A 13,574-nucleotide genomic window follows, 5' to 3' on the forward strand; every position below is an offset into this window, starting at 1 on the left:
GGTTGCCCCGGCGGCGGCCGGGGAAACTACGCCGCGCCCGCCGTCCGGCGCACGGAGCGGCCGGCCAGTACCTGCGTACGCCTGCCGTCCTCGATCACGAAACGGCCGTCGATCAGCACGTGCGGGATGCCCGTCGGCAGGGCGCGCGGCTCGTCGAAGGTGGAGCCCGCCGCCACCGTGTCCGGGTCGAAGAGCACCAGGTCGGCGCGGTAGCCCTCGCGCACGAGCCCCCGGTCGGGCAGCCGCAGCCGGGCCGCCGGGCGCGCGGTGAGATGGGCGACGCACTCCTCCAGCGGGAGGACGCCCAGCTCGCGTGCGTAGCGGCCCAGGTAGTGGGGAAAGGTGCCGTAGGCGCGGGGGTGAGGCTTGTCGCCCTGGAGGATGCCGTCGCTGCCGCCCGTGTGCACCCGGTGGCGCATGATCCGGCGGACGTTCTCCTCGTGGCCGACGTGTTGCAGGATCGTCGTCCCGAGCCGGTCCTCCAGCAGCAGCCGCCGCGCGACCGTCCAGGGCTCCTCGCCCCGCCGGTCCGCCGACTCGGCCACCGTGAGACCGATGTACGCGGCGAGCGCGGGCTCGCCGGTGCCGGAGATCTCGATGGTGTCCCACTCGATCGGCACCCCGTGGCAGCCGTCCGAGCCGGTGACCTCCAGGGCGTGGCGGATGCGGGCGGCCGTGTCCGGGCCGGCCAGCCGGGCCAGGACCGCCGCCGGGCCGCCCTCGCTGGCCCAGCCGGGCAGCAGCGCGGCGAGCGTCGTACAGCCCGGCGTGTACGGGTAGGTGTCCAGGGAGATGTCGGCGCCCGCGTCGAGCGCCCCGTCCAGCAGGGCGAGCAGTTCGGGGGCGCGGCCCTCGTTGACCCCGAAGTTCATGGTCGCGTGCGCCAGATGCAGGGCGCAGCCCGCGCTCCGGGTGAGCCGCACCATCTCCTCGTACGCCTCCAGCGCCCCGGCGCCGTACGAGCGGTGGTGCGGGCAGTAGTAGCCGCCGTGCGCGGCCACCACCCGGCACAGCTCGGTGAGTTCGGCGTCGTCCGCGTACATGCCGGGCGTGTACGTCAGCCCGGACGACATGCCGACCGCGCCCTCGCGCATGCCCTGGTCCACGAGCGCGCGCATCCGGTCCAGTTCGGCGGCGGTCGCGGGCCGGTCCTCCCAGCCGACCGCGTACATCCGGACCGTGCCCTGCGGGATCAGATAGGCGGCGTTGACCGCGATGCCCCGGCCGCCGAAGTTGCGGTCGAGCCGGTCGAGGTAGCCGCCGACCGTGCGCCAGTCGAAGTCGATGTCCTCGCCGTCGCCGTTCCACCCGGCGATGGAGCGGCGGACCTCGGCGAGCGTGCGGTCGTCCACGGGCGCGTACGACAGGCCGTCCTGGCCCAGGACCTCCAGCGTGACGCCCTGCGCGGCCTTCGCGCTGTGGTCCGGGTCGCGCAGCAGCGCCAGGTCGCTGTGGGCGTGCATGTCGATGAAGCCGGGGGCGAGGGCGAGCCCGCCGGCGTCCAGGGTGCGGGCGCCGGCGGGACGGGGGCCGGGGGAGTCCTCGCGGTGGATCTCCGCGATCCGGCCGCCGGAGACGGCCACGTCGGCGCGGTAGGAGGGCGTGGCGGTGCCGTCGATGACGCGGGCGTCGCGGATGACGAGGTCCATGGGGCCTGGGCCTTTCTCGGGGGCGGGGGGCCCGGCTCAGAAGAAGGTGCGGACGAAGTCGGTGACCGTGCCGTCCGTGTCGACGAGGGGGATCAGCTGCCACTTGTCGAAGCTGGTGCACGGGTGGGACAGGCCCATCCCCACCCAGTCCCCGACCTCCAGCTCCGCGCCCTCCTCCGTGCGCAGCCAGGTGTGCTGGTCGGACAGGCCGGTGACGGTGATTCCCGCGGCCGGCCGCACCGAGCCGTCCCGGCCGGAGCGCACCACCTGCGCCTCGGGCAGATCCAGGTCGTACGCCGCGTCCCGCTTGCCCGCGTTGAGGAACGCCTGCCCGGCGGACGGGCGCGACACCACCTGCGCCCACAGCCGGAACGCCGGTCGCAGCGCGCCCTCCTCGGGCACCCGGTTGAACGGGGTGAGGTGGCGGTAGTGCCCGTCGTCGTGCGAGACGTAGGCGCCCGAGCGCAGCAGCTTGAGCACGGGGGCGGACAGCTCCGGGATCTCGGCGAACACGTCCGCCACCGCGTCGAACCACGCGCTGCCGCCCGCGCTGATCACGATGCGCTCGCCGGGCCCCAGCGCGGCGAACCGGCCCGCCGCGTCGAACCCGGCGGCCAGCGCGACGAGTCGGCGCAGCCAGGCCCGGACCCGCTCGCCGGACGCCTCGGGCACCTCGCCCTCGTACCCGGCGACGCCCACCAGACGCAGCGTCGCCGCCCCGGCCACCGCGTCGGCCACGGCGGCGCACTCCGCCTCGGTCCGCGCCCCGGTGCGGGCGCCCTCGCCGGCGCCCAGCTCCACCACCACGTCCACCGGGCGGACGGCGCCCGCCGCGCGCAGGGCCGCGTCCATCAGCTCGACGCCGCGCACGGAGTCGACGTAGCAGACGAAGGTGAGGCCGGGGTCGGCGTCCAGTTCGCCGGCGAGCCAGCGCAGTGCGGCGGGGTCCACCAGCTCGTTGGCCAGGAAGATCCGGTCGATGCCGAACGCGCGGTAGACGCGCGCCTGGTGGGGGACGGCCGCCGTGATGCCCCAGGCGCCGTGCTCCAGCTGGCGGGCGAACAGCTGCGGGGACATCGAGGTCTTGCCGTGCGGCGCGAACGCGAGGCCGTGGCGCTCGGCGTACGTCTCCAGGAGCGCGAGGTTGTGTTCGACGGACTCGGCGGACAGCGCGAGCACCGGGGTGGTGAAGCCGCCGTCGAAGAGGTTCCGGCGCTCGGCGGCCAGCGCGCCGACGGTCAGGCCCTCGGCGTCGGGCGGGAGGCCCTTGAACCGGTGGTCGACCGGTTCGTCGGCGAGAGCGGTCACGTGGGGCGCGGTGGCCATGGGGTCTCCTCGGTCCGGTCGGCTTACGATTGCAGCATATGCAACACCCATTGCGTATATCGCTCATGGCTGTCTAACATCCGAGCCGACGCCCGGTCAATGGTGAGTGCCGGTGCCGCCGCCCGACTGCTGAGGAGCCCCGCGTGTCCGCAACCGCGACCGCCGACGTCGTGTGCCTCGGCGAGTCCATGGTGACGTTCCTGCCCTCGCGCCCCGGACGCCTCGCCGACGTGCCGTCCTTCGCGCGCGGCATCGGCGGCGCCGAGTCCAACGTGGCCTGCGCGCTCGCCGCCGCCGGACACCGCACGGCCTGGGTGAGCCGGGTCGGGGCGGACGGCTTCGGCGACCACCTGGTCGGGGCGATCGCCGCCTACGGCGTGGACACCTCGTACGTACGGCGCGATCCGTCGCGGCCCACCGGGATCTACTTCCGCACGGCGACCGACCGGGCCGCGGACGTCCACGAGGTGGCGTACTACCGGGCCGGGTCGGCCGCCTCGGCGATGTCGCCGCGGACCGTGCCGTACGAAGGGCTGCCGCAGGGGCGCGTCCTGCACCTCTCCGGGATCACGGCGGCGCTCTCGGCGGACTGCCTGGCGCTGCTCCGCGAACTCACCGCCCCCCGGCCGGGACGGCCGCTCATCTCCTTCGACGTGAACTTCCGGCCGGCGCTGTGGCGGGGCGAGTCCCCCGCCGTCCTGCTCGATCTGGCGCGCCGGGCGGACGTGGTCTTCGTGGGCGAGGACGAGGCACAGGCGGCGTGGGGCGTCGTGGGCGCCGCCGCGATCCGGGAGGCGCTGCCGGAGCCGGGCGTGGTGGTCGTGAAGCGCGGCGCCGACGGCGTGACGGTGTTCTCCCGCCCCGCCCCGTGCGGCGGTCCCGACACCGTCACGCACGTGCCCGCGCTCCGGGTGGACGTCGTCGCGCCCGTCGGCGCCGGGGACGCCTTCGCCGCCGGGTTCCTGTCCGGGACGCTGCGCGGGCTCCCCGTACGCGAACGGGCCCGGCACGGGCATCTGATGGCCGCCGCCGTGCTCACCGTCGCCGGGGACCTCACCGGGCCGCCCGCGCGCGATTCGGCCGACCGGCTCGTCGCCCTGGACGACGACGCCTGGGGGAGACTGCGTCTCGGCCCCGGCTGGACGGGGGACGACACGGAGGTACGTACGCCATGAGCCAGACCGTCGACCGGGCACTGAGCATCCTGCCGCTCCTCGCCCAGGGGCCCGCCGACCTCGGACGGGTCGCCGACCGCCTCGGCGTGCACAAGTCCACCGCGCTGCGCCTGCTCCGTACGCTCCACGAGCACGGGCTCGTCTACCGCCAGCAGGACCAGCGCTACCGCCTGGGCGCCCGGCTGTTCGCGCTGGCGCAGGAGGCCGTCGAGAACCTCGACGTACGCGAGATCGCCCACCCCCACCTCGTCGCGCTCAACGAGAACTGCGGACACACCGTCCACCTCGCCGTGTACGAGGAGAACGAGGTCCTCTACATCGACAAGGTCGAGAGCCGCTACCCGGTCCGCATGTACTCGCGGATCGGCAAGCCCGTCGCGATCACCGTCGCCGCCGTGGCCAAGCTGCTCCTCGCCGACCTGAGCGAACCCGAGCGGCGCGCCATCGCCGACAAGCTCGACTACCCCATGTACACGCCCCGTTCGACGCCCGGCGCCGCCGCGTTCCTCAAGGAGCTGGCCGCCGTACGCGAACAGGGCTGGGCCACCGACCTCGGCGGCCACGAGGAGTCCATCAACTGCGTCGGCGCCCCCATTCGCGGCGCGGACGGGCGCGTCGTCGCCGCCATGTCGGTCTCCGCGCCGAACGTGGTGGTCACGGCCGAGGAACTCCTCACCCTGCTCCCCCTGGTCCGTCGCACCGCCGACACCATCAGCCGGGAGTACTCCGGCAGCAACCTACCCAAGAAGGCCTGAACCGCGATGACCGAAAAGACCGCCCTCACCCCGAGCACCCACACCACCCCGCCGGCCAAGTTCTCGCACGGCGTGCGCAAGGGCAACATCCTCCAGGTCGCCGGCCAGGTCGGCTTCCTGCCCGCCGTGGAGGGCCAGGCGCCCACCCCGGCCGGGCCCACCCTGCGCGAGCAGACCCTCCAGACCTTCGCCAACGTCAAGGCGATCCTGGAGGAGGGCGGCGCGAGCTGGGACGACGTGATGATGATGCGCGTCTACCTCACCGATGTGGACCACTTCGCCGAGATGAACGAGATCTACAACGCGTACTTCGCCGAGCAGGACCTGAAGCAGCCGCCCGCCGCGCGCACCACGGTCTACGTCGGCCTCCCCAAGGGCCTGCTCATCGAGATCGACGCCCTCGCGGTCCTCGGCTGATCCGGTCGCTCACGCCCGGTCGGGTACGGGTCAGGCGGCCGAGGCGCAGATGATGCTGCGGCCCTGGTTGACCGACCAGTACCAGAACCGTTCGCCGGGCCCCGCCGGGCAGGTCCAGTCCTGGCCCGCCTTCGGGGCCCGGTAGAAGCCGGTGATCCGCAGAATCGACTGGCCCGCCTTCGGCACCTTCGACGCGTCGCAGCGCCACACCACCGTCAGGTCCGCGTTGGTCTGCCCGTTCACCTTGGCCGGGAAGCACTGGCCCGCCCGGTAGACCCGGTCCAGGCACAGCGTCCGCGTGATCCCGTCGTCGCCCTCGCGGCTCCACCAGGTGAAACCCACCCCGGTGTCGCAGGAGCCGGAGGCACCGGCCCGGGTGCTCACCCGGTTGACGTGCATGTACGCGTTCGAGGCGCTGCACCGCACCCGGACCGGGTGGTCGGCGCTCATGTTGCCGTAGCCGTCGTTGTACACGTCGAGGCAGTCGCCCGCGTGCACGGCGGCGAACGCCCGGTCCGTCGCGTCCATGGTCGGCGTGGGTGTCGGCGTCGGGGTGGGCGTGGGCGTCGGGGTCGTGTCGTCCGTATCGGTGTCCGAACCGGACGAGACCCGCTCCGTCGAGCCGCCCCCGCCGCTCCCGGTGTCCGGGTCGGTGCCCGTGCTGTCGTCGGCGTGCGTGTCGAGGCCACTGCCCGAGGTGACGGAGCCGGACGCGCTGCCCCCCGACGACGAACCGCCCCCGCCCGCCTTCTCCCACGGCTGCCATGTCAGCAGCCCGGCCACCACCACGAGCGCGACCAGCCAGCCCAGGACGGACGACGAGGAACCGGTGCGCGCGGGTGCGGGCTCCGGCACCGGGGTGGGCCGGGCGGCCCGCTCCGCGCGCTGCCGGGCCGCCCGTTCCCGGTCCGCGCGCTCGCGCTCGGCCCGTTCCCGCGCGGCGCGGGCCCTGGCGGCGCGCCCGGCCTCCTGGCGGGCCGCCTCCCGCCGCGCCGCCTCCTGCCGGGCGGCCTCGCGGCGGGCCGCCTCCACGCGCTCCCGTTCGGCCTGCCGCTCCGCCTCGGCCCGCTGCCGCTCCTCCCGGTCGGCCTGCCGGCGGGCCCGGATCTCGGCCTCCTCGCGCTCCGCCTGTTCGCGCTCGGCGCGCTGACGCTCGGCCAGCTGAGCCAGGGCCGCCATCTCGCGGCGGGTGCGGTCGCGGTCGGCCCTGGCCTGCCGCTCCGGTGAGTACACCAGGGTCGGCGGCGGCTGCGGGACGACACGGGTGCGCCGGGTGGTGGCCGGGGCCCGCGACGGGCCCGCGTCGCGGCCGCCCGCCGACTCCCGGCCGCCCGCCCACTCCCGGCCCTGCGCGGCGTACGCCTCGATCAGCGCCGTCCAGCGCGGCGGCAGCCACCGGGCGCCGCTCGTCGTCGAGGGCTGCCCGGCCTGCTGCGCCCGGAAGCGGGCGAGTAACCCGGCGGGCGTCGGCCGGTGCCGGGGCTGGACGGCCAGGCACGGCCGGATCGTCTCGACCAGCTCCTTGGGCAGGCCGGTCAGGTCGAGCTCGCCGCGCTGCACCCGCGCCAGCAGCCGCAGCGTGTCGCCGTCGGCGCGGTAGGGCGCCCGGCCGGTGGCCAGCAGGAAGAGCGTGGCGCCCAGCGAGTACACGTCGGACGCGGCGGTGGACTCCTCGCCGCGCGCCTGCTCCGGTGAGGTGAAGGCGATCGTGCCCAGGGTGAGGCCGGTCAGGGTGAGGTCGCTGGCGTGCGAGATGCCGAAGTCGATGACCCGGGGCCCGTCCAGCGGCAGCAGCACGTTCTGCGGCTTCACGTCGCGGTGGACGATCCCCACCCCGTGCAGGGTGGCCAGGGCCTCGGCGGTGCCGGCCGCGATCCACCGTACGGCCGATGCGGGCAGCACCCCGCAGGAGCGCACCAGTTCGGAGAGCGGGGGCGCGGCGATGTAGTCGATGGCCATCCAGGGGCGCTCGGCGCGCGGATCGGCGTCCAGGACGCGGGCGGTGAAGGCGCTGTCCACGCGCTGGGCGACCGCCACCTCACGGGCGAAGCGCCGCCGGTCGGTGTCGCCGACCCGGCCCTCCGCGAGCAGCGTCTTGACGGCGACGAGCCCGCGGCCGTCGCCGCCGCGGGCCAGATAGATCCGGCCCATGCCGCCGGACGCCAGCCGCCCGAGCAGTCGGTACGGCCCGAGGGTCGCCGGATCGTCCCCGCCCAGCGCATCGATCCGCGCCCCGGCCATGTCACTCCCCCTGTCGCCCAGCATCGCGCCCCACCACGGTGCCACGTCGCGGCGCGGACAGTCAGCGATGAGGCAACTCCCGTACAGGACTGTTGCGTTACCGGTATCGAACGCCTTCCGGAAACGCAGCAGCGCCGCCGGGGGAGCGGCGGCGCTGCTGGTCGGGGCTGCCGGCGGAGAGGCCGGCAAGCGGTGGTTACGGCAGGTTGTGGACGTGCGGGCCGACCGCGTTCGACCAGGCGTTGCCGGCCGTGGCGTCCCAGTTGGTCGACCAGGTCATCGCACCGCGGAGACCGGGGTAGGTCTTCGACGGCTTGAAGTTGCCGCAGTTGGTGCCCTGGGTCAGGCAGTCCAGCGCCGCGTTCACGATCGACGGGGAGACGTAGCCGCTGCCCGCGCCGCGGGTGGAGGCGGGGACGCCGATGCCGACCTGCGACGGGTCGAGGCCGCCCTCCAGCTGGATGCAGGCGAGCGCGGTGAGGAAGTCCACCGAGCCCTGCGAGTAGACCTTGCCGTCACAGCCGAGCATCGCGCCGCTGTTGTAGTACTGCATGTTGACGACGGTCAGGATGTCCTTGATGTTGAGCGCGGTCTTGAAGTACTCGCCACCGGTGGACTGCATGTCGATGGTCTGCGGGGCCATCGTGATGACGAGGCCGGGGCCGGCCTTCTGCGACAGCGAACGCAGCGCCTTCGTCATGTACGTGGAGTTGAGGCCGTTCTCCAGGTCGATGTCGACGCCGTTGAAGCCGTACTCCTGGATCAGCGTGTACAGCGAGTTGGCGAAGTTGTTCGCGGACGCCTCGCTGTTGACCGAGACCGTGCCCTTCTCGCCGCCGACCGAGATGATGACGTTCTTGCCGGCCGCCTGCTTCGCCTTGATGTCGGCCTTGAACTGGGCGACGGTGTAGCCGTTCAGGCCGGCCGTGTCCAGGTTGAAGGTGACGGCACCCGGCGTGGACGTGGCGTCGGCGAAGGAGACCGCGATGATGTCGTAGTTCGCGGGCACGTCGCTGAGCTTCTGGACGGTCGCGCCGTTGTTGAAGTTCTGCCAGTAGCCGGTCACCGCGTGCTTCGGCACCGAGGTGTCGGGGATCGTGCCCCCGTCCTTGGCGGTGCGGCCGCTGACGGCCGCCGACTTCGCGGACTCGCCGGCCTTGTTGGTCGCGCTGACCGCGAACTGGTACGCCGTGTCCGCGGAGAGGCCGCTGATGGTCGCCGAGGTGCCGGTGGTGGTGGTGGCCTTCACGCCGTCCTTGTAGACGGTGTAGCCGGTCGCGCCGGACACCGCGTTCCAGGACAGGTTGATCGAGGAGGCGGTGGTGGAGCCGACCGCCAGTCCGGCCGGGGCGCCGGGGATCGTCGGGCCGGGCTCCTCGGTGCCGCCGCCGTCGGGGCCGGTGACCGCGAGGTCGTCCACGTAGTAGGCGGCCTGGCCGTACCAGCCGTGCGTGTACACGGTGACGGACGTGGTGTTGGCGCCGGTGGTGAAGCTGGTCTTCAGCTGGGTCCAGCCGGTGGAGCCCGGCGACCAGGTCGAGACGTCGGTGGTGCCGGTGCCGCTGGCGCCCAGGTAGGCGTAACCGCCCTGCACCCAGGAGCTGAGCTGGTACGTCGAGTTGGGCTTGACGGTGACGACCTGCGAGCACTTGGCGTTGTCCAGGCCGGCCGGGGAGGCCTTGAGCGCGGAGGTGCCGCCGTGCACGGGGGAGGAGACCGCGGCACCGGAGTTGCCGGTGCAGGTCCAGTTGGCGAGGCCGGACTCGAACCCGGCGTTCTTCGCGACGTTGATGTCGGCGGCCTCGGCGCTGGTGACGAGCCCGGTGAGGGTCAGCGCGCCGGCGGCCACAACGGCCATGGCGGAGCCGAGGACCGGGCGCGTACGCCGTCGTCTCGGGCTCGATGCGGGGGAACGATCCACTTGCTGCCTCCGGGGGGAGTCGGGGATGGCGGGGGGACGACACGGGGGGTGCCGGGGTGTGTGGAATCGAGGAACGGTGGCCACCGCTGGCCGATAAACTGGTCCAGACCAATCGAGTTGTCAAGACCTCTGGCAGTCTCCGGCCCTACGAGGAAGGCCGGTTTGCCCGAAGAGTGCGGTGGGAAGACCCCGTTTTCCTTGCCCCGCAAGCTTCTTGAAGGTGTTCTCTCGTCCTGCCGTACGTGGATAAAGTGCTCAGGCGGGAGCATCCGAGCGGAAGCACCCGGCAGGAGCGAGTGCGGCCGGCGGTACGCGGCGGCCCGAGGAACGGGGAACGGCGTGCCGACAGCCATAGCAGTGACCGGTCCCGGCCTGGTCCTGCCGCCGCAGGACCAGCGGACGCCCCCCGCGGCCGTTCTGCGCTCCCCCGCCGAACAGCCGCTCGACCAGGCGCTGACCGATATGCAGATCCTCCTGGAGCAGCACGACCACGTCATCGCCGTCTACCCGGCCGGCCTCCCCGTCGCCCACGAGCGCCGGCTGCACACCGTCCGCGCCATGCTGGAGAGCGACCGGATCGCCCTGCTCAAGTCCGACCTGCCGCCGCTCGGCGTGGCCGTCCTGGTGCGCCAGTTACGCCAGTTGTCCGTCTGCGACTTCAGTGCCGGAGTGGTCGCGTCCGCCGCCCGGCTGCTCTCCCACTACGTGTACGCCGGGGCGCTGCTCCACTCCGTGACCAGGCTGGACCGGGTGCCGGTCGGCCTGAAGTCGCACGCCAAGTCCTGGTTGCCAGGCTCGCAGTTCGCCGTCCTCGCCCACCCGCAGCCCCAGCTTGTGAGGGTCGGTACGGGCGAACTCGCCGGACCCCGGTTCGCCACCCAACTCGTCGTCGCGCGGGGCCAGTCCGCCTCGGAGTGGGTGACCGGGACGCTGGCCCCCGCCTGGCAGGTGGCGGCGGTCCACGAAGCGGTGCTGCCCGACGAGTCCGCCGCCTGGTGGGGCACGCCGAAACTGGTCGAGTTCGCGGCCTTCCTGCCCGACCTCTCGCTCATCCACCAACTGGTGTCCTCGGTGCGCCGAGAGGTCTGCACCTGGTGCGGGAACGAACTCATCGGCGACCGCTGCGGCCTGTGCAACGCCCCGCTGAACCCGCCCGAGGAACGCAGCCGCGGCCCCGCCGCGCTGAACCCCTGACGGGAGACGCTGAATCCCTGACGGGAGACCCCCGACCGCACCGCACCGCCCCGCCCGTCCCGGCCCCCAGATCCCAACGAGGTTGCCCCGCCCATGAATGCACGGCAGCGCCGCGGCGTCATCCTGATCCTCCTGTCGGTCCTGTGCGCCCTAGGGGCCTTCGCCGGCGTGCTGTCGGTGATCGGTGACGTGAACTCCAAGGTCGGCCCCGAGGTCACCGCGTACCGGGTGAAGACCACCATCGAGCCCTACCGCCCCCTGGAGGCGGGCCAGTTCGAGAAGATCTCGATCCCCGAGCGCTGGCTCTCCGAGAACGCCGTCACCGACCTCTCCGCCCTGCGCGGCAAGATCGCCGTCACCGAACTCCACAAGGGCTCGCTCCTCCAGGACGACATGCTGGTCGACCGGCCCGCCCTGGAGAGCGGGCAGCAGGAGATCGCCATCATGATCGACGCGGAGACCGGCGTCGCCGGCAAGATCAGGCCGGGCAACCTCGTCAACATCTACGCCACCTTCGCCGGCCGCACCGACCGGGAGAAGTCCACCTCGCGCGTCATCGTCGCCAACGCCAAGGTCATCGACGTCGGCCGGCTGACCTCGCTCGAACCCGACGCGGACGACCGCGGCGCCGGCCCCACCGAGGCCGTGCCGATCACCTTCGCGCTGAACACCGACGACGCCCAGCGCGTGGCCTACGCGGAGTCCTTCGCCGAGCACGTCCGCCTCGCCCTGCTCCCCGACGGCAGCCGCGCCACCCTGCGCCCGGGCGAGGGCAGCTACAACCTCGACGAAGACAAGAACAAGTGAGGACCGGATGAGCACACGCATCCTCCCGGCCGTCGGCGACGCCGACGCGGCCCGAGCGGTCGGCACGCTGCTCGGCCAGCTCCCCGACGCGGAGCCCGCCGCCCCGCTCGGCGACTCGACCTCACTGCTGGACACCCTCGCTTTGCTCGCCGCCGAATCCCTGGACGAGCTGCCCGAGGTCGTCCTCGTGCACGAACGGATCGGGCCCGTCCCGGCCCTGGAGCTGATCCGGGAGGTGGCGCTGCGCTTCCCGGCGGTCGGCGTCGTCCTCGTCACCGCGGACGCGAGCCCCGGCCTGTACTCCGCCGCCATGGACGCCGGCGCCCGCGGCCTGGTCGGCCTGCCCCTCTCCTACGAGGAGCTCGCCCAGCGCGTCCAGGCCGCCGCCGGCTGGTCCACCGGGGTCCGCCGCCACCTGGGCGCCGGGTCCGAGGTCTTCACCGGCCCCGGCGGCACCGTCGTCGCGGTCTGCGGCGCCAAGGGCGGCGTCGGCACCACCGTCACCGCCGTCCAGCTGGCCCTCGCCGCCGCCGCGTCCGGGCACACCGTCGCCCTGGTGGACCTGGACCTCCAGTCGGGCGACGTCGCCTCCTACCTCGACGTGCAGTTCCGCCGGTCCGTGGTGGACCTCGCCGCCATCCAGGACATCTCGCCGCGGGTCCTCCAGGACGCCCTCTACAACCACGAATCCGGGCTCGCCCTGCTCCTCGCACCCGCCGAGGGCGAGCGCGGCGAGGACGTCACCGACCGCGTCGTACGCCAGACGGTCAGCGGACTGCGCCACCGCTACGAGGTCGTCGTCGTGGACTGCGGTACGTACATGAATTCGGCCAACGCGGCGGCCGTCGAGATGGCGGACCGCACCCTGCTCGTCACCACCCCCGACGTGATCACCGTCCGGGCCGCCAAGCGCATGGTCCGGCTCTGGGACCGGCTCCAGGTCCGCAAGGCCGAGGAGACCACCACCCTGGTCAACCGGCACACCCGGCACACCGAGATCCAGCCCGCGCTCGTCGAGAAGATCACCGCCACCCGGGTCGCCCGGATCGCCGTCCCGGCCAACTTCAAGGAACTCCAGGCCGTCGTGGACGCCGGACGGCTCCAGGACCTGGACCCCAAGTCCGCGGTGAAGCAGGCCCTGTGGGGGCTGGCCGGCGAACTCGGCCTCGTCAAGAATGCGGAGGGAGCCGCCCGGACCGGCAGGACCAGGGGCGAGCGCGCCGCGTCGGGCGGCCGCCGGGCCCGGGCGAAGTGAACACCGAGGGGAGCGGAGCGCCATGAACCTCTTACCCGCGCACCGGCGCCGGGTGGCGGGCCGTGCCGCCCGCTCCGACCGGGGCCAGACCGCGATCGAGTTCGTCGGCACCCTGCCCCTGATCCTCCTCACCCTCGCCCTGCTCTGGCAGGCGGGGCTCGTCTGCTACACGTACATCCTCGCCGGGAACGCGGCCGACAAGGCCGTCCGCGCCGCCGCCGTCACCGAGGGCGACCCGGGGGCGGCCTGCGCGCGTGCGGTGCGCGAAGACGTCCCCGGCGCCTGGTCGACCCAGGTGGAGTGCGGCGGGTCCGGCGAACTGGTCACCGCGACCGTGCGCATCGACGTACCCCTGCTGTTCCCCGGCGCGTTCAGCGTGCCCATGCACGCCACGGGCAAGGCCAGTGCCCGCGACGAGCGGCGGGACGCATGGTGACCCGGCCGCCCCGTCCCGGCTCCCGGCAGCGCGGGCAGGCCGCCATCGAGTACGTCGGCGTGCTCACCCTGCTCCTCGTCGTCGCCCTGGCCGTCGTCCAGCTCGGCCTCGCCGTCTACGCCGCCCAGCAGGCGGGCACGGCCGCGCGCACGGCGGCCCGTGTGGCCTCCACCGAGGACCAGGAGCACCGGGCCCGGTCGGTGGCCCTCGCCTCCATGAGCGGCTGGCTCGCCGACGGGGCCACCGTGACGCGGGAGACCGGCGCCGATGCGGTCACCGTCGAGGTACGGGTTTCCGTCCCCGGCCTGCTGCCGATGTTCTCCTTCGGCTCCGTCACCAAGAGCGCCACCATGCCGCGCGACTGACCCGGAACCGAAGCGTCCACAGGAATCGAAGGA

The 13,574-nt window shown here is 73.4% G+C and carries 12 protein-coding genes; 8 read left to right on the forward strand and 4 right to left on the reverse strand.

All coding sequences use genetic code 11. From position 1 onward, the window contains the following. Positions 1–26: 26 nt before the first annotated feature. Both OG710_RS19550 and OG710_RS19555 read right to left on the reverse strand, forming a co-directional pair. Positions 27–1,649 carry an N-acyl-D-amino-acid deacylase family protein gene (locus tag OG710_RS19550; protein ID WP_330240474.1) on the reverse strand — a complete coding sequence of 541 codons (1,623 nt, stop codon included), beginning with the start codon at positions 1,647–1,649 and terminating at the stop codon, positions 27–29. Between the two features lie 36 nt (positions 1,650–1,685). Continuing rightward, entirely contained in the window at positions 1,686–2,975 is a 1,290-nt protein-coding gene (locus OG710_RS19555; RefSeq protein ID WP_330240475.1) for an amino acid deaminase, read from the reverse strand. A 143-nt stretch (positions 2,976–3,118) separates the two neighbouring features. On the opposite strand from OG710_RS19555, the gene OG710_RS19560 reads away from it, so the two are divergent. From OG710_RS19560 to OG710_RS19570, 3 genes are read left to right on the forward strand one after another with little or no spacing between them, the layout of a single operon-like run. Next, positions 3,119–4,150 (forward strand): sugar kinase, encoded by a 1,032-nt coding sequence (locus tag OG710_RS19560; RefSeq protein ID WP_330240476.1) that lies wholly within the window; start codon positions 3,119–3,121, stop codon positions 4,148–4,150. Then, the gene (locus OG710_RS19565) at positions 4,147–4,905 is read left to right on the forward strand and encodes an IclR family transcriptional regulator (protein WP_111337890.1); all 759 of its coding nucleotides are present in this window, start codon (positions 4,147–4,149) and stop codon (positions 4,903–4,905) included. Before OG710_RS19560 ends, OG710_RS19565 begins: the two co-directional genes overlap by 4 nt. Before the next feature lie 6 nt (positions 4,906–4,911). After that, positions 4,912–5,322 carry a RidA family protein gene (locus OG710_RS19570; protein WP_239227536.1) on the forward strand — a complete coding sequence of 137 codons (411 nt, stop codon included), beginning with the start codon at positions 4,912–4,914 and terminating at the stop codon, positions 5,320–5,322. 30 nt (positions 5,323–5,352) lie between these two features. Here OG710_RS19570 and OG710_RS19575 read toward each other — a convergent pair whose 3' ends face one another. Then, positions 5,353–7,587 (reverse strand): serine/threonine protein kinase, encoded by a 2,235-nt coding sequence (locus tag OG710_RS19575; protein WP_330240477.1) that lies wholly within the window; start codon positions 7,585–7,587, stop codon positions 5,353–5,355. Positions 7,588–7,759: 172 nt separating this feature from the next. Further along, positions 7,760–9,484: a chitinase gene (locus tag OG710_RS19580; protein ID WP_330240478.1), complete on the reverse strand. Its 1,725-nt coding sequence runs from the start codon at positions 9,482–9,484 to the stop codon at positions 7,760–7,762. Between the two features lie 357 nt (positions 9,485–9,841). Between OG710_RS19580 and OG710_RS19585 the strand changes: the two genes are divergently transcribed. The 5 genes from OG710_RS19585 (at position 9,842) to OG710_RS19605 (ending at position 13,541) form a co-directional block, all read left to right on the forward strand. Continuing rightward, the gene (locus OG710_RS19585; protein ID WP_330242293.1) at positions 9,842–10,678 is read left to right on the forward strand and encodes a hypothetical protein; all 837 of its coding nucleotides are present in this window, start codon (positions 9,842–9,844) and stop codon (positions 10,676–10,678) included. 93 nt (positions 10,679–10,771) lie between these two features. Continuing rightward, positions 10,772–11,485, forward strand: a complete 714-nt coding sequence (gene cpaB / locus OG710_RS19590; RefSeq protein WP_330240479.1) for a Flp pilus assembly protein CpaB — start codon at positions 10,772–10,774, stop codon at positions 11,483–11,485. Positions 11,486–11,492: 7 nt separating this feature from the next. Further along, positions 11,493–12,740, forward strand: coding sequence for an AAA family ATPase (locus OG710_RS19595; protein ID WP_111337895.1), 1,248 nt, complete (start codon positions 11,493–11,495; stop codon positions 12,738–12,740). A gap of 22 nt (positions 12,741–12,762) precedes the next feature. Then, entirely contained in the window at positions 12,763–13,176 is a 414-nt protein-coding gene (locus tag OG710_RS19600; protein ID WP_330240480.1) for a TadE/TadG family type IV pilus assembly protein, read from the forward strand. Continuing rightward, positions 13,170–13,541: a TadE/TadG family type IV pilus assembly protein gene (locus OG710_RS19605; protein WP_330240481.1), complete on the forward strand. Its 372-nt coding sequence runs from the start codon at positions 13,170–13,172 to the stop codon at positions 13,539–13,541. The genes OG710_RS19600 and OG710_RS19605 overlap by 7 nt, the downstream gene beginning before the upstream one ends. Positions 13,542–13,574 lie beyond the last annotated feature (33 nt).

The organism is Streptomyces sp. NBC_00525, from assembly GCF_036346595.1.
In the GTDB taxonomy this organism is placed as follows: Bacteria; Actinomycetota; Actinomycetes; order Streptomycetales; family Streptomycetaceae; genus Streptomyces.